Source organism: Paraburkholderia edwinii (assembly GCF_019428685.1).
GTDB lineage: Bacteria > Pseudomonadota > Gammaproteobacteria > Burkholderiales > Burkholderiaceae > Paraburkholderia > Paraburkholderia edwinii.
In genome coordinates, this window is record NZ_CP080095.1 from 1,721,012 (window position 1) to 1,740,480 (window position 19,469).

Annotated in this window: 15 protein-coding genes and 1 tRNA gene; 10 read left to right on the top strand and 6 right to left on the bottom strand. The window is 60.6% G+C overall.

What is annotated here, in order from left to right; translation table 11 throughout:
• The first annotated feature begins 356 nt into the window (after nt 1–356).
• The 7 genes from pstS (at nt 357) to phoR (ending at nt 7,448) form a co-directional block, all read left to right on the top strand.
• The gene (pstS, locus tag KZJ38_RS07690; protein ID WP_219799502.1) at nt 357–1,394 is read left to right on the top strand and encodes a phosphate ABC transporter substrate-binding protein PstS; all 1,038 of its coding nucleotides are present in this window, start codon (nt 357–359) and stop codon (nt 1,392–1,394) included.
• A gap of 359 nt (nt 1,395–1,753) precedes the next feature.
• A complete protein-coding gene (gene pstC, locus KZJ38_RS07695; protein WP_219799503.1) occupies nt 1,754–2,743 on the top strand; it encodes a phosphate ABC transporter permease PstC in 990 nt (329 codons plus the stop codon).
• Nucleotides 2,740–3,633, top strand: coding sequence for a phosphate ABC transporter permease PstA (pstA, locus tag KZJ38_RS07700; RefSeq protein WP_219799504.1), 894 nt, complete (start codon nt 2,740–2,742; stop codon nt 3,631–3,633). Before pstC ends, pstA begins: the two co-directional genes overlap by 4 nt.
• Nucleotides 3,634–3,648: 15 nt before the next feature.
• A complete protein-coding gene (pstB, locus tag KZJ38_RS07705; RefSeq protein WP_219799505.1) occupies nt 3,649–4,497 on the top strand; it encodes a phosphate ABC transporter ATP-binding protein PstB in 849 nt (282 codons plus the stop codon).
• Nucleotides 4,498–4,531: 34 nt separating this feature from the next.
• Nucleotides 4,532–5,236, top strand: a complete 705-nt coding sequence (gene phoU, locus KZJ38_RS07710) for a phosphate signaling complex protein PhoU (RefSeq protein ID WP_219799506.1) — start codon at nt 4,532–4,534, stop codon at nt 5,234–5,236.
• A 75-nt stretch (nt 5,237–5,311) separates the two neighbouring features.
• On the top strand, nt 5,312–6,013 hold the full coding sequence (phoB, locus tag KZJ38_RS07715) for a phosphate regulon transcriptional regulator PhoB (protein ID WP_075157696.1): 702 nt from the start codon (nt 5,312–5,314) through the stop codon (nt 6,011–6,013).
• 121 nt (nt 6,014–6,134) lie between these two features.
• Nucleotides 6,135–7,448 (top strand): phosphate regulon sensor histidine kinase PhoR, encoded by a 1,314-nt coding sequence (gene phoR / locus KZJ38_RS07720; RefSeq protein ID WP_219799507.1) that lies wholly within the window; start codon nt 6,135–6,137, stop codon nt 7,446–7,448.
• A 114-nt stretch (nt 7,449–7,562) separates the two neighbouring features.
• Here the strand turns inward: phoR and ppk1 are convergent, their stop codons facing one another.
• A complete protein-coding gene (ppk1, locus tag KZJ38_RS07725; protein ID WP_219799508.1) occupies nt 7,563–9,626 on the bottom strand; it encodes a polyphosphate kinase 1 in 2,064 nt (687 codons plus the stop codon).
• A gap of 200 nt (nt 9,627–9,826) precedes the next feature.
• On the opposite strand from ppk1, the gene ppx reads away from it, so the two are divergent.
• On the top strand, nt 9,827–11,407 hold the full coding sequence (gene ppx / locus KZJ38_RS07730) for an exopolyphosphatase (protein WP_425518335.1): 1,581 nt from the start codon (nt 9,827–9,829) through the stop codon (nt 11,405–11,407).
• Between the two features lie 226 nt (nt 11,408–11,633).
• On the opposite strand, the gene KZJ38_RS07735 is transcribed toward ppx, so the two are convergent.
• A complete protein-coding gene (locus KZJ38_RS07735; RefSeq protein ID WP_219799509.1) occupies nt 11,634–12,452 on the bottom strand; it encodes a GNAT family N-acetyltransferase in 819 nt (272 codons plus the stop codon).
• 168 nt (nt 12,453–12,620) lie between these two features.
• Nucleotides 12,621–13,079: a SixA phosphatase family protein gene (locus KZJ38_RS07740; RefSeq protein WP_219799510.1), complete on the bottom strand. Its 459-nt coding sequence runs from the start codon at nt 13,077–13,079 to the stop codon at nt 12,621–12,623.
• 412 nt (nt 13,080–13,491) lie between these two features.
• Between KZJ38_RS07740 and KZJ38_RS07745 the strand changes: the two genes are divergently transcribed.
• Both KZJ38_RS07745 and KZJ38_RS07750 read left to right on the top strand, forming a co-directional pair.
• A complete protein-coding gene (locus KZJ38_RS07745; protein WP_246641740.1) occupies nt 13,492–14,970 on the top strand; it encodes an aldo/keto reductase in 1,479 nt (492 codons plus the stop codon).
• A 23-nt stretch (nt 14,971–14,993) separates the two neighbouring features.
• Nucleotides 14,994–16,640: an aminotransferase class III-fold pyridoxal phosphate-dependent enzyme gene (locus tag KZJ38_RS07750; RefSeq protein WP_219799512.1), complete on the top strand. Its 1,647-nt coding sequence runs from the start codon at nt 14,994–14,996 to the stop codon at nt 16,638–16,640.
• On the opposite strand, the gene KZJ38_RS07755 is transcribed toward KZJ38_RS07750, so the two are convergent.
• From KZJ38_RS07755 to KZJ38_RS07765, 3 genes are all read right to left on the bottom strand, one after another.
• Nucleotides 16,618–18,630 (bottom strand): radical SAM protein, encoded by a 2,013-nt coding sequence (locus KZJ38_RS07755; RefSeq protein WP_219799513.1) that lies wholly within the window; start codon nt 18,628–18,630, stop codon nt 16,618–16,620. The genes KZJ38_RS07750 and KZJ38_RS07755 overlap by 23 nt on opposite strands.
• Before the next feature lie 296 nt (nt 18,631–18,926).
• Nucleotides 18,927–19,003: transfer RNA gene (locus KZJ38_RS07760), tRNA-Pro, on the bottom strand.
• A 133-nt stretch (nt 19,004–19,136) separates the two neighbouring features.
• Nucleotides 19,137–19,295: a DUF3309 family protein gene (locus KZJ38_RS07765; protein WP_075157690.1), complete on the bottom strand. Its 159-nt coding sequence runs from the start codon at nt 19,293–19,295 to the stop codon at nt 19,137–19,139.
• Between the last annotated feature and the right edge of the window lie 174 nt (nt 19,296–19,469).

Consider the following 19,469-nt stretch of genomic DNA (forward strand, 5'->3'; position numbering starts at 1 on the left):
GCGCATCGCGACTGTCACCGTCGACTGTCACCTCTTTCGTCAGATAATTTTCGAGCCGCGGCGGCCTGTCACAGGTAGGCTCGTGGCCGCGCCATGGCGTGCCCCATTTTGAGGCCGCCCGGGCTTGTCAGCTTCGGCGCAAGCCGCATGAAACCGAACTTTTGTAGCGGCAGGCGCGCATTCTTCAGTTCAAACGCATAGCGAAACCGCACGCTTACGAGTACGATCGGTTCGCCTGCGCCTTTCGATTGTGTAATGGATTTGTCACGTCAGCTTCACGGACAGTCACATTACTGTCACAGGGAGACCCTATTCTTCGCGGTGTCGTGTCATCCGCTCACACCACTGGAGGTCTCATGAAATTGATGCAAACCGCGTTCGCTGGCATCGCTGGCGCGCTCTTCGCGATCGCAGCGCATGCAGCAACTGATATTACCGGCGCGGGCAGCACCTTTGCGGCACCGATTTACACGAAATGGGCAGACGCCTATCAGAAGAACGGCGGCGGCAAGGTCAACTACCAGGGCATCGGCTCCTCCGGTGGTATCAAGCAGATCATTGCAAAGACGGTCGATTTTGCCGGTTCGGACGCTCCGCTCAAGGATGACGAACTCGCGAAAGACGGTCTTTTCCAGTTTCCGACGGTCGTCGGCGGCGTGGTGCCCGTCGTCAACCTGCCCGGCGTGAAGGCCGGCGAAATTGTGCTGTCGGGCGAAGTGCTCGGCGACATCTACCTCGGCAAGATCAAGAAGTGGAACGACCCGGCGATCGCCGCACTGAACCCGAAGGCAAAGCTGCCGGATACGGATATCGCAGTGGTGCGCCGCGCTGACGGTTCGGGCACCAGCTTCATCTGGACGAATTACCTGTCGAAGGTCAACGGCGAGTGGAAGTCGAAGGTCGGCGAAGGCACGACCGTCAACTGGCCGACCGGCACGGGCGGTAAGGGTAACGACGGCGTCGCGGCCTTCGTGCAGCGTCTGCCGGGCGCGATCGGCTATGTCGAGTGGGCGTACGCGAAGCAGAACCACATGACGTACACGGCAATGAAGAACACGACGGGCGCAGTGGTTGAGCCGAAGACGGAAACCTTCAAGGCAGCGGCTGCTGGCGCTGACTGGTCGAAGACGTTCTACCAGATCCTGACGGACGAGCCGGGCAAGGACGCATGGCCGGTCGTCGGCGCGACGTTCGTGCTGCTGCACACGACGCAGGACAAGCCGGCTGAAGGCGCGGAAACGCTGAAGTTCTTCGACTGGGCGTTCAAGAACGGCAACCAGGCTGCGACGGATCTGGACTACATCTCGCTGCCGCCTTCGGTGGTCGAGCAGATCAAGTCGCAGTGGAAGACGAAGGTGAAGGACGCTTCGGGCAAGTCGATCGCAGCGGAGTAAGCTGAATCGTTGTAGCAAAGCCGGAATGCAGAAAGCGCGTTCCAGCTGAAAAACACGCCGCGGGGCCACCCCCGCGGTCGACTGCGCGGCTCCCGGCGGAGCCGCGCAGTGTCGTGTAAGTTGGCAAGAAAAGCAGGAAAAAAGCAGCAAAGAAGCAGCAAAGAAAAGCAAGCAAGCAGGCAGGCGAGGCAGGCAACAAAACGGTTGAGGTCGAGGTTGACAGTCAGTCGACCGTTAGTACGTTAGCCCGTCAGCAGCATCGCACCACGCGCGGGCATGCAGTAACCCGCAGAACACCGCAGTACACGCTGTCCGGCATCCTGCCGCGCGGCATCCGGAAACAGTTTCGACAGGCTCCCATGTCCGACATTCCAATTGTGTCGAACCCGCCAGGCAGCGCAGCGCAGCAGAAGGCACCCAGCCGCTCCGGCGACGTTATCTTCGGCGGCCTTGCGCGGCTTGCCGCTATCGTTACCTTATTGTTGCTCGGTGGCATTATTGTGTCGCTGATCATCGCGTCACTGCCGACCATCGAGAAGTTCGGTTTTAGCTTCCTCTGGACGGCCGACTGGGATCCACCCTCGGAGCAGTTCGGCGCGCTGGTGCCGATTTACGGCACGATCGCGACGTCGATCATTGCGCTCATCATCGCTGTGCCGGTTAGCTTCGGCATTGCGCTGTTTCTCACTGAATTGTCGCCCGCGTGGTTGCGCCGGCCGCTCGGCATCGCGATCGAACTGCTCGCCGCGATTCCGTCGATCGTCTACGGCATGTGGGGTCTGCTGGTTTTCGCGCCGATTTTCGCGGAGTGGTTCGAAAAGCCGCTCGGCACGCTGCTCTCGGGTGTGCCGATTGTCGGCGCGCTGTTCAAGGGCGCGCCGATCGGCATCGGTATCCTGTGCGCCGGTGTGATTCTCGCGATCATGATCATCCCGTACATCGCCTCGGTGATGCGCGACGTGTTCGAAGTCACGCCTGTGCTGCTGAAGGAATCGGCATACGGCATCGGCTGCACGACGTGGGAAGTGATGTGGAAGATCGTGCTGCCGTTCACGAAGAACGGCGTGATCGGTGGCGTCATGCTCGGTCTTGGTCGCGCGCTCGGCGAGACGATGGCGGTGACGTTCGTGATCGGTAACACGAACCTGCTCGACAACGTGTCGCTGTTCTCGCCTGGCAACAGCATCACGTCGGCGCTCGCCAACGAGTTCGCCGAAGCCGGGCCGGGCCTGCATACGGCGGCGCTGATGGAACTCGGTCTGATCCTGTTCGTGATCACGTTCATCGTGCTCGCGATTTCCAAACTGATGCTGCTGCGTCTCGAGAAAGGGGAGGGCACCAAGCGATGAGCCAGCCTCTGAACATGCCGGGCATGGCCGACGCGGCCACGCTCGAAAAAACCCGCAACAGGCTGCAGAAGCGCCGCCGGGTCACCAACGCGGTCGCGCTCACGCTGTCGCTCGCGGCGATGGCGTTCGGCCTGCTGTGGCTGGTCTGGATTCTCTACACGACGCTGCGTCTCGGCGTCGGTGGCCTCTCGATCGAACTCTTCACGCAGTCCACGCCACCGCCGAACACCGATGGCGGCGGTCTCGCGAACGCGATCGTCGGCAGCCTGCTGCTGTGCGTGCTGGCCACCGTGATCGGCACGCCGATCGGCATCATGGCCGGCGTCTATCTCGCCGAATACGGCCAGAAGGGTCCGCTTGCAAGCATCACGCGATTTATCAACGACATCCTGCTGTCGGCGCCGTCGATCGTGGTCGGTCTGTTCGTCTATGCGCTCGTCGTCGCGAAGATGGGCCACTTCAGCGGCTGGGCCGGCGTCGTCTCGCTCGGCCTGCTGCAGATTCCGATCGTGATCCGCACGACCGAGAACATGCTGAAGCTCGTGCCGAACGCATTGCGTGAAGCGGCTTTCGCGCTCGGTACGCCGAAGTGGAAGATGGTGCTGTCGATCACGCTGAAAGCGTCGCTCGCGGGCATCGTGACCGGCGTGCTGCTCGCGGTTGCGAGGATTGCCGGCGAAACCGCGCCGCTGCTCTTCACGGCGCTGTCGAATCAGTTCTTCACGTGGGACATGAACCAGCCGATGGCGAACCTGCCCGTCACGATCTTCAAGTTCGCGATGAGCCCGTTCGCGCAGTGGCAGTCGCTCGCATGGGCGGGTGTGTTCCTCATTACGCTCGGTGTGCTTGGATTGAATATCCTCGCGCGTACGATCTTCTCGAATAAGTAAGGGCGGAGCGATCCGATGAACATGGCAGAAAGTCACCTGAATCCCGTCGAACGTCCGGCCGCGCCGGCAGGTTTCGATCCCGCCCAGAACGGCCAGGCACATGCGCCTTCGCGGCCCAAGATCGAAGTCAACAATCTGAACTTCTTCTACGGCAAGTATCACGCGCTGAAGAACATCAACCTGCATATTCCCGAAGGCAAGGTGACCGCGTTCATCGGCCCGTCGGGTTGCGGCAAGTCGACGCTGTTGCGCACGTTCAACAAGATGTATGCGCTCTATCCCGAGCAGCGCGCCGAAGGCGAAATCCTGATGGACGGCGAGAATCTGCTCACGACGAAGCGCGATATTTCGCTGCTGCGCGCGCGTATCGGCATGGTGTTCCAGAAGCCGACGCCGTTCCCGATGTCGATCTACGACAACATCGCGTTCGGTGTGAAGATGTTCGAGACGCTCACGCGCTCGGAAATGGACGACCGTGTTGAATGGGCGCTCACGAAAGCGGCGCTGTGGAACGAAGTGAAAGATAAACTCGGCCAGAGCGGTTACGGCCTGTCCGGTGGTCAGCAGCAGCGTCTGTGCATCGCGCGCGGCATTGCGATCCGTCCGGAAGTGCTGCTGCTCGACGAGCCGTGCTCGGCGCTCGACCCGATTTCGACGGGCCGTATCGAAGAACTGATCGCCGAGCTGAAGAGCGATTACACGGTGGTCATCGTGACGCACAACATGCAGCAGGCCGCGCGTTGTTCGGACTACACTGCTTATATGTACCTGGGTGAATTGATCGAGTTCGGCGACACCGAAAAGATCTTTATCAAGCCGGTGCGTAAGGAAACCGAAGACTACATCACCGGCCGTTTCGGTTGATTGATGGCAACGAGGCTAGCGAAGGGAGTACGTCATGTCCGATAAACACCTGTCCAGTCAGTTCGACGCCGACCTGAACCTGCTTTCGTCGAAGGTGCTCGAAATGGGCGGCCTCGTCGAAGCGCAGATCGTCGACGCGATGAACGCGCTCAACAACTTCGACCTCGAGGTCGCCGAAAAGGTGATCGCGGCCGAAGACCGTCTGAACGTGATGGAAGTCGAAATCGACGAAGAGTGCAGCAACATCATCGCGCGCCGCCAGCCGGCCGCACGCGACCTGCGCCTGCTGCTCGCGATTTCGAAGACCATCACGAATCTCGAGCGCGCCGGCGACGAAGCTGAGAAGATCGCGAAGCGCACCAAGCGCCTGATGGAAGACGGCGCATCGCGCACGATCAATATCGCCGAGATCAAGCTGTCGGGCGAAATGGCCGTCTCGATCCTGCGCCGCGCACTCGATGCGTTCGCGCGTCTCGATACGGTGGCGGCCGCGCAGATCGTGCGCGACGACAAGGCGATCGACGAGGAATTCCGCGCCTTTGTGCGCAAGCTGATCTCGTACATGACCGAAGATCCGCGTTCGATTTCGGTGGGCCTCGACTTCCTGTTCATCGCGAAGGCGATCGAACGGATCGGCGACCACGCGAAGAACATCGCGGAATTCATCATTTACATCGTGAAGGGCACGGATGTGCGGCACAAGTCGCGCGACGCGCTCGAGCGAGAGGCGCTCAGCTGAACACCCTAGCCACCGTGCTAGCGTGGTCGGTCACCGCCCCTGATCGAATTTCTGTTAAGAGCTCACGAGGCACAGATGCCCAGCAGTATTCTTATCATCGAAGACGAACCCGCGATTTCCGAACTGATTTCGGTGAATCTTCAACACGCAGGACACTGCCCGATCCGCGCCTATAACGCGGAACAGGCGCAAAACCTGATTAGCGACGTACTGCCCGACCTCGTCCTGCTCGACTGGATGCTGCCGGGCAAATCGGGCATTGCATTCGCCCGCGACCTGCGCAACAACGAACGCACGAAGCATATTCCGATCATCATGCTGACCGCGCGCGGCGATGAGCAGGACAAGGTGCTCGGCCTCGAAATCGGCGCCGACGACTATGTAACGAAGCCGTTTTCGCCGAAGGAACTGATGGCGCGCATCAAGGCGGTGTTGCGCCGCCGCGCGCCGCAGCTGACCGAGGATGTCGTCGCGATCAATGGTTTGAAGCTCGATCCGTCCACGCATCGCGTCGCCGCGCATGCGCAGGGCAGCGAGATCAAGCTCGATCTCGGACCGACCGAATTCCGTCTGCTGCATTTCTTCATGACGCATCCGGAGCGCGTGCACAGCCGCACGCAACTGCTCGACCAGGTGTGGGGCGACCACGTGTTCGTCGAAGAGCGGACCGTCGACGTGCATATCAAGCGTCTGCGCGCCGCCCTTAAACCGGCCGGTTGCGATGCTATGATTGAAACCGTTCGCGGCAGCGGTTATCGGCTCGCGAAAAGCGCTTAAGCGTTTCCAATATCCAACGGCACAAGCTGCAACAAGCGGCTAAAGCGGCGAAAGACGCACAGAACGCGCAGGCTGCGCGCGCCTTAAGCGCAGCTCCCGGTTACTTCTTCGATCGCTGAACATGAACACCATCTGGGCGCGCTCCCTTGTTTCGCTCGTGCTGCTCGCTGTTCTATGTGCGGCGGTCGGGGCGATTGCAGGCGTCAAGGCCGCGCTGATTCTCGCGATCGTCGTGCTGCTCGCGCAGGGCATCTTCAGCACATTTCACAAGCAGCAGCTCTGGCGTCTGCTCGACGCGCCCGTGTACGGTGAAGTGCCGAGCGCGCCCGGCATCTGGGGCGAAATCTACTACCGGCTGCATAAGCTCGCGAAGCGCTGGCACGCGCAGGTGCGCCAGGTCGAGCAGCAGCACTCGCGTTTTATTCAGGCCATCCAGGCATCGCCAAACGGCGTCGCCATGCTTGACGATCACGACCAGATCGAATGGTGTAACGCGATCTCCGAGCAGCATTTCGGACTCGATGCGAAACGCGATCTGCGTCAGCACATCACGCATCTCGTGCGTCAGCCCGACTTCGTCCGCTACCTGAACTCGCACCACTACGAAGAGATGCTGATCATGCGCGGCATGGGCGAGCGGCGGCAGAACGTGCTGTCGGTGCAGGTGTTCCCCTACGGCGAAAATCGCAAGCTCGTGCTGTCGCAGGACATCACCGAGCTCGAGCGCACAGACTCGATGCGCCGCGATTTCGTCGCGAACGTATCGCACGAGCTGAAGACGCCGCTCACGGTGCTGTCCGGCTTTCTCGAAACGATGCGCGAGCTGCCGCTTAACGACGCCGAACGTGCGCGCTATCTCGAACTGATGGAGCAGCAGGCGTCGCGCATGCAGCACATCGTGCGCGACCTGCTCGTGCTTGCCACACTGGAAGGCGACGGCAAGCCGCCGAGCGAGCAGATGGTCGATATGCGCGCGGTGTTGCGGCATCTGAAGGATGACGCCGAAACGCTGTCGGCCGGCCGGCATCGTGTTTCGTTCGATATCGATGAAGGTTTGACGGTGACCGGCGTCGAGACCGAAATACTGAGCGCGCTCGGCAATCTGGTGACGAACGCGATCCGCTATACGCCCGACGGCGGATCGATACACGTGAACTGGAACATTCACGGCGCGCAGGCAACGTTCTCGGTGATCGATAGCGGCCTGGGCATTCCCGCGGCCGATATTCCGCGCCTGACCGAGCGCTTCTATCGCGTCGACCGCAGCCGTTCGCGCGACACGGGCGGCACGGGCCTTGGGCTCGCCATCGTGAAGCACGTGCTGCAGCGTCACGATGCGCAACTCGAAGTGAAGAGCGAAGAAGGGCGCGGCAGCACGTTTACCGCGCGCTTCCCCGCGTTCCGCACGGCGCGGCGGCAGCCGGCGCCGGTCTAAGCGAATTGCGCGAGATCGTCGCTTGCACAGAAAAGCCCGCTTGCATCGATGCACAGCGGGCTTTTTTCCATCTGATCGCATGCAACCGCTCACCTGAGCCGTTGCCGCGCCGTCTTACGAACAGAACTTCGTCAACAGGCTCATCTGCGCATTGCGCGACGACTTGCCCGGCCGGCGCCGGCGATAGTGGCCGTCGCTTTGCATGAGCCATGCAGCCTGGTTATCGCCGAGGAAAGCCGACAGGCCTTCCGCGATTACGCGCCGCTTCAGCCGCCGGTTATTGATCGGGAACGCGACTTCGACACGGCGGAAGAAATTGCGGTCCATCCAGTCGGCGCTCGACAGATAGACCTGTTCCTTGCCGCCATCGTAGAAATAGAAGATGCGGTGATGCTCGAGAAAGCGTCCGACGATCGAGCGCACCGTAATGTTCTCCGACAGCCCTGGTACGCCGGGCTGCAACGCACACACGCCGCGCACGATCAGATCGATCTTCACGCCCGCCTGCGACGCCTCATACAACTCGGTGATCACGGTCGGCTCGAGTAGCGCATTCATCTTCGCGACGATGCGTGCGCGCTTGCCGGCGCGCGCATGCTCGGCCTCGTTGCGAATCGCTTCGACAAGACGCGGATGCAGCGTGAACGGCGACTGCCACAGTTCGTGCAACGCCAACTCGCCGCCGATGCCGGTCAGTTGCTGGAACACGTGATGCACGTCTTCGCAGATCTTCTGATCGGCCGTCATCAAGCCGAAGTCGGTGTAAAGACGCGCGGTGCGCGGATGGTAATTGCCGGTGCCGAGGTGCACGTAGCGCTTGAGCATCGACTTGCCGGCCTCGGACACGCGCCGCACGATCAGCATCATCTTCGCGTGGCACTTGTGGCCGACCACGCCATACACGACGTGCGCGCCGACCGCTTCGAGCTGCGACGCCCAGTTGATGTTGGTTTCCTCGTCGAAGCGCGCGAGCAGTTCGACGACGACCGTCACTTCCTTGCCGTTACGCGCCGCCTGCATCAGCGCATCCATCAGCGGCGAGTCGGTGCCGGTGCGATAGATGGTCTGCTTGATCGCGACGACGTTCGGGTCCTTCGCGGCCTGCAGCAGCAACTCGAGCACCGGCTGGAAGCTTTCGTACGGATGATGGAGCAGCACGTCGCCCTGGTCGATCACGTCGAACAGGTTCGCGCTCGTCGCGATTTGCGACGGCGTCGCCGGAATATGTGGGACGAACTTGAGGTCCGGACGGTCGACCATCTCGGGCAACTGCATCAGCCGCACAAGATTCACGGGGCCGTCGACGCGGTAGCAGTCCTTCTCCGACAGGCCGCTTTCGTCGAGGAGGCGCTGCACCATATGCGCGGGCGTATCGGCCGATACTTCGAGCCGCACCGCGTTGCCCAGATGCCGTGCCGGCAGTTCGCCCTGCAGCGCGACGCGCAGGTTCGTGATTTCGTCCTCGTCGACGAACAACTCACTGTTGCGCGTGATCCGAAACTGGTTGCAGCTGCGCACCATCAGATTCGGGAACAGCTCGTTGACGAAGCGCTGCATCAGCGAGCTCAGCAGCACGAAGCCGTGCGGATAGCCGGACAGCTCCTGCGGCATGCGCACGAGTCGCGGCAGCGCGCGCGGCGCCTGCACGATGCCCATCACCGCCTGGCGGCCGAACGCATCCTTGCCCTCGAGTTCGACGACGAAGTTCAGGCTCTTGTTCAGCACGCGCGGAAAAGGGTGCGCGGGATCGAGCCCGATCGGCGTGAGTACCGGCAGCAGTTCGTCGACGAAATAGCTGCGCGCCCATTCCGTCTGGGCTTCGCTCCACGCTTCGGTGCCGTGGAAATAGATGCCTTCGTCTTCGAGCGCGGGCAGGACCGTCTCATGCAGCATGGCGTACTGGCGGTGCACGAGTTTTTGCGCGCGTTCGGCCACGAGATCGTAGGCATGCTGTAACGACATGCCGTCCGGCGACAGCGCGCCGGGATTGTCGCGCATCTGCTCCTGCAATCCGGCCATGCGGATTTCAAAGAACTCGTCGAGGTTGCTGCTGGTAATGCAGATAAAGCGTAGACGTTCGAGCAATGGGACGGCCGGATCGGCGGCCTGCGCGAGTACGCGCTCGTTGAAACCCAGAATGCCCAGCTCGCGATTCAGAAGAGGGTAGCGGATGGACATCGGCAGAGGCGATGATGCGCAATAGGATTCGAAAGGACGCTCGGAAATTCTCACAGATTGATGGTATTTTTGTGACGTTTACACATCTCTCAAATTTTATCGCTAACTGACCCACGTGTCGCAAATATGACGCAGGTATTTGCGAACATGTCCCGGACGACCGTCCGTGAGGTGACATGATGGGAACCAGTATGCTTAAAATGGCGCCTTTCAACAGGGCGAGCGCGAGTTTGAGCGTCTCGTCCGCGCGCATGGAGTCCTCACAATCGATGGCTAACAATCCGCCATTGCTCGCATCGGTCGATCTCGGTTCGAACAGCTTCCGCCTGATCGTGGGGCGCGTCGAGGAAACCGACGCGGGCAGCCAGATCTACCAGGTCGACGCGCTGCGTGAACCAGTGCGGCTCGCCGCCGGCCTCTCGCGCGACAAGATGCTCGATCGCGCATCGCAGGTGCGTGGCTGGGATGCGCTGCGGCGCTTCGGCGAACGGTTGCGCGATTTTCATCCCGATCACGTGCGGGCCGTGGCCACAAACACGCTGCGCGTCGCGAAGAACGCGGGCGAATTTCTTGCAGAAGCGGAAGCGGCGCTCGGATTTCCGATCGAAGTGATCGCGGGCCGCGAGGAAGCGCGGCTCATCTATGCGGGTGCTGCACACTCGGTACCGGCGAGCGCGGGCAAACGGCTGGTGGTCGATATCGGCGGCGGCTCGACGGAATTCATCATCGGCTCGCATTACACACCGATCAAGATGGAAAGCCTCTATATCGGCTGCGTGAGCCATAGCCGTGCGTTCTTCCCGGCCGGCAACGTCGACGAATACACGATGCGCCAGGCGGAGCTCGCCGCGTCGCGCGAAATCCAGATCATCTCCTCGGACTATAAAAAGACCGGCTGGGAACAGGCGATCGGTTCGTCCGGCACCGCGCGGGCGCTCGCGGAACTGGTCGAGGCCAATGGCTTCAACGATGCGGGCATCACGCATGGTATTTCGCGCATCGGTCTCGAGCGCCTGAAGCGCGCGCTGATCAAGGCGGAAAACGTCAACCGGCTGAAGCTGATTGCGCTCAAGCCCGATCGCATCCCGGTGCTCGCGGGCGGCCTGTCGATCATGCTGGCCGTGTTCGAAGAGCTCGACGTCGACTATGTGGACACGACCGACGGCGCGCTGCGCCTCGGCGTGCTGTACGACCTGCTCGGGCGCTCGCAGCATCAGGACATGCGCACGGTCACGGTCGAAGGGTTTATGCGGCGCTATGGCGTCGATCGCGCGCAGGCGGGGCGGATCGGCGAACTGGCCATTCGCTTCTACGATCAGCTCGACGAGCCGGACCCGGAACACCGCGAGGAAAACCGGATGTTCCTCGGCTGGGCCGCTGCGCTGCACGAAATCGGGTTGTCGATTTCGCATAGCGCGTATCACAAGCATTCCGCCTATATCGCGAGCAACGCGGATATGCCAGGTTTCTCGCGCACCGATCAGGCGCGCGTCGCGGCGCTCGTGCTCGGCCATGCGGGCAAACTCGGCAAGCTCGCGCAGACACGCGACGTGGAGTGGCCGCTGCTGTTCTGTCTGCGCCTCGCGGCGCTGCTGTGCCGGCGGCGCGCCGATGTCGGACTGCCCGAAATCGTGGTTGCTCAGGCGAATGGCGGTTACGAAGTGCGTCTGCCGAATGCGTGGGTCGCGAATAATCCGTTGACCGACTACAGCCTGAGCCAGGAAGCGGCGGAGTGGGAGAAGATCCGCACGCCGTATCGGGTTGTTTATACGGATGACTAAGGGACCGGCGAACGAGACTAAAACGCGCGACTAAAAAAGCGCGACGACCAGACGAATGATCGAGCGATCGCCATGCGCAGTCACTCGCTCAGATAGCAAAATGGCCCGGCAAAAATTAATTTGCCGGGCCATTTTTTTCGCAGACACCTGGGCGTCTGCAAGGCGCGATGTTAGCGCTTGCTTGCCGCGAATACGCGACAAGCAACGGCGCTTCGGTCAATCAGCATCAGCGTGGCAGTGCGTCGCCGAGGAAGTGGCGTGCATAGCGCGCGTTGATTTCCGACAGACGGAACAGCGTCAGGAAGTCGGCTGCGTTGAAGTCGGGATCCCAGGCCGGTGCGCCGCAAATTTTGGCGCCAAGACGCAGGTAACCCTTGATCAGCGGCGGCGGTGCGACCTTCGCGCCCGTTTGCAGATCGTCGTAGGGCAGCGGCGTATGCGGGAATGCGCGGTATTCGGGCGCGGTCAGTTCCGAGTCGCGCAGCGACTTGTACAGGTTCGCCGCGTAGTGACCGCCATCGCCCATCGGCACGCTCGCGCAGCCGAGCATCGTTTCGTAGCCATTCTGCTGCATGTACGAGGCGAGGCCCGCCCACAACGACATGATCACCGAACCGCTGCGGTAGTCGGCATGCACGCAGGAACGGCCGACTTCGACCATTTTCGAACGCAGATGCGTGAGGCGCGACACGTCGAATTCGCCTTCCGCGTAGAGGCGGCCGATACGCGCTGCCTGGTGCGGCGGCAGCACGCGGTAGGTGCCGACCACTTGCAGCGTGTCGAGATCGCGCACAGTCAGGTGATCGCAATAGGCATCGAATGCGTCAACATCAAGGCCGGCGGGTCCCGTCAGACGCGCACCCATTTCGTCGGCGAACACGCGGTAACGCAGACGCTGCGCTTCGCGAAGTTCCTCATCGGAGCGGACCCACGACACTTGCAGGCGGTGTTGCGGGGTAACGGTTTCCTCGGTGCGTGGGAGACGGCGGCGCGGCTCAAGCGGGATCGAAGCGAAGGGCAGAGTAGGCGTCGGCAGTTCTCGCATTGTGGCGTTCCTGGTCGAAAAGGTGAGGATTGCGCTTTGCTCGCCAATGTAGTAACGAGCAGTGACGTTTGCGTGGCAATGCTGTGACGATTCGATGACTTCGCGTAAGGTTGACACACTCCTGTTCGTATGGTTCCGGGTAAGCGGAAGATCGGAATTCCATTCAGATCAGATGAGATCGGGGCTGATCGCCGCGCGCAGCACGGCTTCGAGGTCGCCGCCGCGCGCGCGGCTCTCGATCCACCAGATGCCGCCTTTCCTGATTGCCCAGCTGTCGCCGCTCTTCGCGACGAGGCGGGCGGCGACATGGCCGAGCGTTGGCTGATGGCCGACCACGATGACGGTCGGCGCGACGCCGTCGGGCCAGCCGGCCGCACCGAGCACGTCGGACGCGCTCGCGTCGGGCGCGATTTCGCGAACCACGCGATATTGGTCGGTCAGCGTCTCGACGGTCTGGATGGTGCGCGTGGCGGGGCTGACGAGAATCACCGCGTCGTGCTCGATGCGGGCGCGCAGCCATTTGGCGCCGGCCTGCGCCTGCTTGCGGCCGCGCGGTGTCAGTTGGCGGGCGAGATCGCTCGATGCGGTGTCTTCCGCTTCGGCGTGACGCCAGAGAATCAGGTTCATTGCATGCCTCCATAAGCTTGAATGCGCTTCAGGGCGAACGTTCGATGCGACTCGGTCGACAGGGCAATGTCGCATGCGGAATGGCGGCCGTGCAAGGGAAGGGAGGCGGTGTTGCGGGAGGACGACGTGCGGCGGGTGGAGGTTCCGCAGATGCCTCTATGTATTTGTCGGGCATATAGATTGGCTATGCCCCGCACGAAACTTGTTCCACTTATCGCAATGGCGTACAACTCGCCATATCGCAGCGCCGTCGCATGAGCGTGTGCGCAACCCCCGGAACGAGGTGGACAGAGTGGAGTGGAACCCATCGCGCTGGAAGCTTCGACCGTCTGCCCAAGGCATGCGGTACAAACCGTTGGGAAACAGTGGCCTCAAGGTTAGCGCGGTCGGATTCGGCACTTGCCAGTTGCGTATGGTGCCGCAACGACAGGCAGTCGAGACCTTGAAGCGAGGCTTCGAACTGGGCGTCAATTTCGTCCACACGGCCCCCGACTACGAAGGCGCGGAGGATCTCGTCGCGCAGGCCATCGAAGAGTCGGGGCGGCGCGTGATGGTCTTTACGCAGGGATACGGCAATCCTGCCCACTTCGAATGGCTGTTCGAGATGGCCTGCTTGCGGGCTAAAAAGAAAACGTTGGACGTGTTCGGGATCGCTTGCGTCGAAGACCGCGAAAGCCTGAACGAAAACGTCTGGGGTCCGGGTGGGATGATCGAGTTCCTGCTGCGGAAAAAACGGGAAGGGCGGCTCCGCTCGATTTTTGCGGAGAGTCACGGCACGCCCGAATACATCAGGAGACTGATCGAGTCACGCGTATTCGACTCGATCCTGCTTGCCTACAACACGCTCGGATTCCACGCGCTGTCTTACTTTCCGGAGCCGCCCGCCACATTCGAAAATGTGCCGCGAAACAAGCTCGAAATTTTCCCCCTCGCCCGCCAGCACAATGTTTCGATCTTGCTGATGAAGTCGCTCGGCGGCGGGCTTGCGTGCCCGGGCAAAGCGTTTCCGTCGCGCGTTCGTTTTAGCGCGGAACAGAACCCGCTTGCCGCCGGCGAGATCCTGCGATATCTGCTGGAGGACCCCGATGTCACGGCAGTCGTTCCTGGGACGGCGTCGGTCGAAGAGGCCGAGGAGAATGCAAAAGCGGGTTTTGCGGAACCGCGGATCAATGCTGAACAGGAGAAGAAAGTCGAGTCGGCAAGTGCCGGGATGGTGCAAAGCCTGTGCACCCGGTGCGGCTACTGCGATGCGTTGTGCAGCCGGAAACTCCCTGTTTCATGGCTGTTTCGCGATGCGTATATCTCGGGTATCGGCGCCGAGACATTCGAAACGCTCGATCGGTTGCAGTATTTTCACTTGCACCCCGACGAGGCTTCGACGTGCGGCACGTGCGACAACGTGACCTGCGAATGCCCGGCGGGACTCGACGTCAAGCGCGAACTGATGCACGTTCACGCCGCGATGGTCGAACTCAAGCAGGCAGGCAAGCTTCCGTTGACGCCGTCCGCCATCGCGGAACAGCAACCGCGTGGCCCGTGGAGTGCGAAGTCCATTCTGGCCGAGATTCCGGCGACGTGGAGCCGCGGCGCGTCGCAGTTGTGCCGCGTGTGGTGGGAAAACGCCGGGGCCGTGAAATGGATTCCCGCGAACCACTGGACGAAATACACGGGACTCAACCTCGTGGCGAAAATAGGTCATGCGCAACAGGCGGTGGCGTTACGCCATGAAGTGGAACCGAATACCCGCACGCATTTTTCTTTTGAAATGACGGCGCCTCGCGAACCGGGTTGTTATAGCCTCCAGCTCTTTTTGAAATCGGTTGGAACCGACATCCAGCACGCTTCTGATGAGGATCTGGAAATATGCTCATTCCCAGTCCAGGTAGAGTAGTTGCCCGCGTACTCAAACGGTCCGTGCGCACCTATGCGGCCGAGTATTTCGATGTCAATCTTCCGGCGGAAATAGCGGCCGGGATGATGTGGAGTTTGCGGGTCAGTGTTCGCAACACGTCGGATTGGATCTGGGTGCGCGAGGAGCCTGAAGGAAAAAACGTGGACCTGACCGTGTGGATCGACGGTCGAATCGCGGTAACCCACGCTTTACCCGCTGCGGAAATCCACCCGGGGCAACATGTGCATGTCCGGTTGCCCTTACAGATTCCGGACTCGGCCGGTACCCATGAAATCGTGATCGACATGATCGAACAGAATGTCGCGCGATTCCAGGACAAAGGATCGGTTCCTCACAGGCAGGCCATCAAGGTTATCGCCGCGCCGGTCACAACAAGCGCCATGCTGCAAGAAAAGGTGAACCGCATCTGCCCGTGGAACTATCAACCGTCGGGCGGACTCCAGGTCGGCGCCGGCGATGCGCGATATCCGCTATTCGTGGCTCGCTCAAAAGGATGCCGTTTCTGGGATGCGGAAGACCGCTCCTATCTCGACTATGTGATGGGTTGGGGCAGTGCATTGCTCGGATACGCGGAGCCGCGCGTGCAGTCCGCCGTGCGTAACGTGCTCGATAGCGGCGCGGTCTTGCCTTTACCGCATGCGTTGGAAGTCGAAGTCGCCGAAATGCTCACCGAAGACATTCCATGCGCCGAACGCGTCGTGTTCGGCAAGAACGGCTCGGACGCCTGTACGGTCGCCGCGCGTCTTTCACGGGCTTATACCGGTCGCAAGATCATTTTGTATTCGGGCTATCACGGTTGGCAGGACTGGTGGGTCGAACAGGTCGGATTCGAAAATTGCGGTGTGCCGGACCGCGAGGCCCCGATTATTCATCGGTTCAAATTCAATGACCGCGCCGACTTCCAGCGACTGTTCGATCTTTATAAGCACGACCTCGCGGCTGTCATGCTGGAGCCATCAGGACCGGCCGAAGGGCCGCAAGGCTCGCCTCAGGACGCGGACCCGAGTTTCCTCCGGTTGCTTGCCGATTCGGCTCATCGCGCTGGCGCACTACTCGTCTTCGACGAAATCATGACGGGTTTCAGATATCCAGGCGGGAGCGTTCAGAAGGCGACCGGCGTGATTCCGGACCTATGCTGCCTCGGCAAGGCGCTCGGCGGCGGCATGCCGCTATCGGCCCTCGTCGGCCGCGCAGGCATTATGGAAAGTGCGATGCACAGGACGCACTACGGGCCAACCTTCAAGGGCGAAATCTACTCGCTCGCCGCAGCGAAGGCGGCGCTGGAAATATACCGCGCCGAGCCTGTGGCTGAGCACGTATGGGCCCATGGTCAGAAGCTGCGTGAAGGGATCAATCGATTAGCCGATGAAGTGGGCGTCAATGCACGATGCGTCGGACCGGCATTTCGTTCCACCATCGTGTTTTCGGATGACGATGTGAGCCTTGTCCGGCTCAAAAGGACGCTCTATTTCCAGGAATTGTTGAAACGCGGAATCATGACTTATAACGGCTTCATGTTGCCCTGCTACGCCCATGATGATCGTGCGCTGGACGAAGCGCTGCAGAGCGCCGGCGAGGCGTTTGAGTGTGTCGCGCAGGCTGTGCGAAGCGGGACGCTCGAGCGCGCTATCGAGATTCCGTTACTTTGAGTGGGATGATCTTCGCGTTGCGTTGGTCCGGCGAGACTAACGCGTCCATCTTGGAGGTGAACTCCGCCACCAGTTGTTCGAAAGCCGGGAAAGTCTCCGCATCGCGTGAATCGCTGCAACGGCATTTGTCGCAGACCGCGCAGATGCCGCGCTGTTTCTGGGCCGCGCGCAGGTGCGTGAAGACCGGGTTATTCCATAGCGCGGAGAATCCGTGTTCCGCGGGAAAGTCGAATGGGTTCGCCTCGGAGAGCTCGGCGCCCGCAAGCGGTCCGATACACGGGTACATATAGTTCGACGTGTGCTGGTTTCTGTTCCCTTTGTGTGTGCTGCCGATGCATCCGATGCGCCAAAGGAAACTGCAGAAGCCGTCTTCCGCCGCTGGTTCGAAGAATGCGTCGACCAGTTTTGCTAACTGCCACTCATTCTTTTCGATCATGGCGAAATCGTAGAAGCTACGGACTTCCAGACCGAAACGTACTTTTTTTCGAGTCAGGGGTGACGGGATTTCCAGCGAAACTTTATGTATAGCGGCTTCATGAACAATCTCGTCGTAAATCGCGTCGTACTCTGCGCGGAAATTTTCGAGCGTCAGCTCCGGCCCGAAGGTGTGCGATACGGTGCGATAGCCCAACGCGGAATAGGGAAACGCGGTTAGCCGATCAATTCCCAGTTCCCGGCATAGTGCGGGCATCTTCGGAAGATCTTCGACATTTTTCCCGTTTAATACCATCGATCCAAACACCAGTGGATAGAGCGCGCCACTATCGCGCTTCGAATCTTTAAGCTTTTTCAGGTTGCCGCAGACGAGATCGAAACGGTCTGCCTGATGCTGCAGTTTCCATGATTCCGCGTTCGAGGCGTTAAGAGAAACATTGATCCATCTCACCTGATTCAACAACGATTCAATCAGGCCAGGGCGATGCAGCGCAATTCCGTTGGTAAAAAAATTGAGGCCGAGTTGCGGATAGGTGCGGGCCAGGAAGTCGATTACTTCAGGCAGACTTTTGTTCAACGTGGGTTCGCCCAAACCGCTTGAGAGACGGAGCGTGCGAACGTGCCGCAAGAAATCGAGTCGCGCGATTTTCTCGAGATCGGAAAATCGGTAGATTGCATTGCTCTTCGTGTAAGCACAGAAGCGGCATTCAAGATTGCACGCGCCAGTAAGAGAAAGATGAATCTCCGGTGGGAAGCTCTGCGGCGTCGCGACACCGAGGCGATATTCGATTTCGTTGATCAGCGCGTTGAATATCCATGGGACTTCGGAGTGCCGGTGATGCTGCAAGAGCGCATCGACCATGTGTTCGGGTCCGTTTGCCTGTTGATCGACAGCGTCGGTTCGATGCTCCAGCAGTTCGAAAAACGCCGTATTGACATGGATTGGCGCGTCGCTCGCGCGTGGGCCATGTTTAGCTTCGATTCCATCGAGAGCCGGTGAGTTGACGGGAACTGAATCCGAGGGTGGGAGCGGATGCCTGCATAGGGCTGCGTTCAAACTACAGTTCTGGGCATTCGAGGTTGTAGCGGTCAAGGCGCGTAGCACGGACCACAATGTATCGCCCGAGACTGCATTTTTGCGCCACGCAAAACCGTAATAGTCGTTGGACGCGAGCACGGCGCAAAGCGCGGTCTCATCACGTTTGGCTCGGTCCGCGAGTGCCTGAAATGGTGGGATATCCTGCAAAAGGAAGCTCGGATTGACGAGTGCGCGTAATCCGGAATCTTTAAGGCTTTCTGGTGCGAGGTATTGGCCGTCGCTCAGGCGCAGGACGCGCTTTGCATCGCTATCGACCAGCCATATGTCGTTGCGATGCGGCGCAAAAACGCTTGCTCGCGTCTGAATATATTGAATGAGGCGACGCGCGTGCGTGGAGATGCTGAGCGGGTATCGTGGATGGCCCGTATGTGCCGTACGTCCCGTATGTTCAATACGTGCCGGTATCACGACATAACATCCAGCCTCATCGCGACCCGGCCGACTGAATAGTCTCATCCTGGCTCTCCCTCGGCGTGGCGTTATACCTGCTCGAACTTTCCTTTTGATGCGTTCCTTTTGATGCAGGCGGTCTTAACTGGCCTTGATTGACGCTCAATATACCGCGTGCGGGAACGAGGGAGGACGTACGTCGCTCGCCGTGCAGGCAGAGGTAGCCGTGCGGGCAAAAATATCAGGCAGAAATATTGGATCGTCGTGTCTGACGACGAAAGCGGAAAGCGGGGAGGCAAGAAAAAAGGCTTGCCGGTGTTCCGGCAAGCCTTTTGTACTTCGCGTGCTACATGGGTATTTAGTGGTCGGAGCGAAAGGATTCGAACCTTCGACCCTCTGATCCCAAATCAGATGCGCTACCAGGCTGCGCTACGCTCCGACGAGCCGAGAATTCTATCCGGCTTTCGTATCGGACGTCAAATCCGGGATCGTATTCGCGCCTGGCGCACGCGCGACGGCAGCGCGCGCGTCACCGGCGCGCATCACAGGCGCGCATCACAGGCGATAACCCGCTATATCGTTCCCATCAGCAACAGCACGATCACGACGACCAGCACGACGCCGATGATGCCGGTCGGCTGGTAGCCCCAGCCGCGGCTGTACGGCCAGCTGGGAAAGGCGCCGATCAGCAGCAGGATCAGCACGATCAGCAGGATGGTTCCGAGCGTCATGTTGTTTTCTCCCATGATTGGACTAGAGCCGGCCCACTCGATTCGGCAGACCGCCGCGCGCTGGCGCTTCGAGCCGCACCCGCGCGCACGCGGTCGGTACGCAGGTTAAACGGCGCGGCGGTGGGCGATGCCGCGCTGTCCAATGACATGGACTGAGCAGCAAGGCGTGTGCCT

Coding starts and splice junctions, on each gene's coding strand:
- pstS (WP_219799502.1), top strand. CDS start 357: ATGAAATTGATGCAAACCGCGTTCGCTGGCATCGCTGGCGCGCTCTTC.
- pstC (WP_219799503.1), top strand. CDS start 1,754: ATGTCCGACATTCCAATTGTGTCGAACCCGCCAGGCAGCGCAGCGCAG.
- pstA (WP_219799504.1), top strand. CDS start 2,740: ATGAGCCAGCCTCTGAACATGCCGGGCATGGCCGACGCGGCCACGCTC.
- pstB (WP_219799505.1), top strand. CDS start 3,649: ATGAACATGGCAGAAAGTCACCTGAATCCCGTCGAACGTCCGGCCGCG.
- phoU (WP_219799506.1), top strand. CDS start 4,532: ATGTCCGATAAACACCTGTCCAGTCAGTTCGACGCCGACCTGAACCTG.
- phoB (WP_075157696.1), top strand. CDS start 5,312: ATGCCCAGCAGTATTCTTATCATCGAAGACGAACCCGCGATTTCCGAA.
- phoR (WP_219799507.1), top strand. CDS start 6,135: ATGAACACCATCTGGGCGCGCTCCCTTGTTTCGCTCGTGCTGCTCGCT.
- ppk1 (WP_219799508.1), bottom strand. CDS start 9,626: ATGTCCATCCGCTACCCTCTTCTGAATCGCGAGCTGGGCATTCTGGGT.
- ppx (WP_425518335.1), top strand. CDS start 9,827: ATGGCGCCTTTCAACAGGGCGAGCGCGAGTTTGAGCGTCTCGTCCGCG.
- KZJ38_RS07735 (WP_219799509.1), bottom strand. CDS start 12,452: ATGCGAGAACTGCCGACGCCTACTCTGCCCTTCGCTTCGATCCCGCTT.
- KZJ38_RS07740 (WP_219799510.1), bottom strand. CDS start 13,079: ATGAACCTGATTCTCTGGCGTCACGCCGAAGCGGAAGACACCGCATCG.
- KZJ38_RS07745 (WP_246641740.1), top strand. CDS start 13,492: ATGGTGCCGCAACGACAGGCAGTCGAGACCTTGAAGCGAGGCTTCGAA.
- KZJ38_RS07755 (WP_219799513.1), bottom strand. CDS start 18,630: ATGAGACTATTCAGTCGGCCGGGTCGCGATGAGGCTGGATGTTATGTC.
- KZJ38_RS07765 (WP_075157690.1), bottom strand. CDS start 19,295: ATGACGCTCGGAACCATCCTGCTGATCGTGCTGATCCTGCTGCTGATC.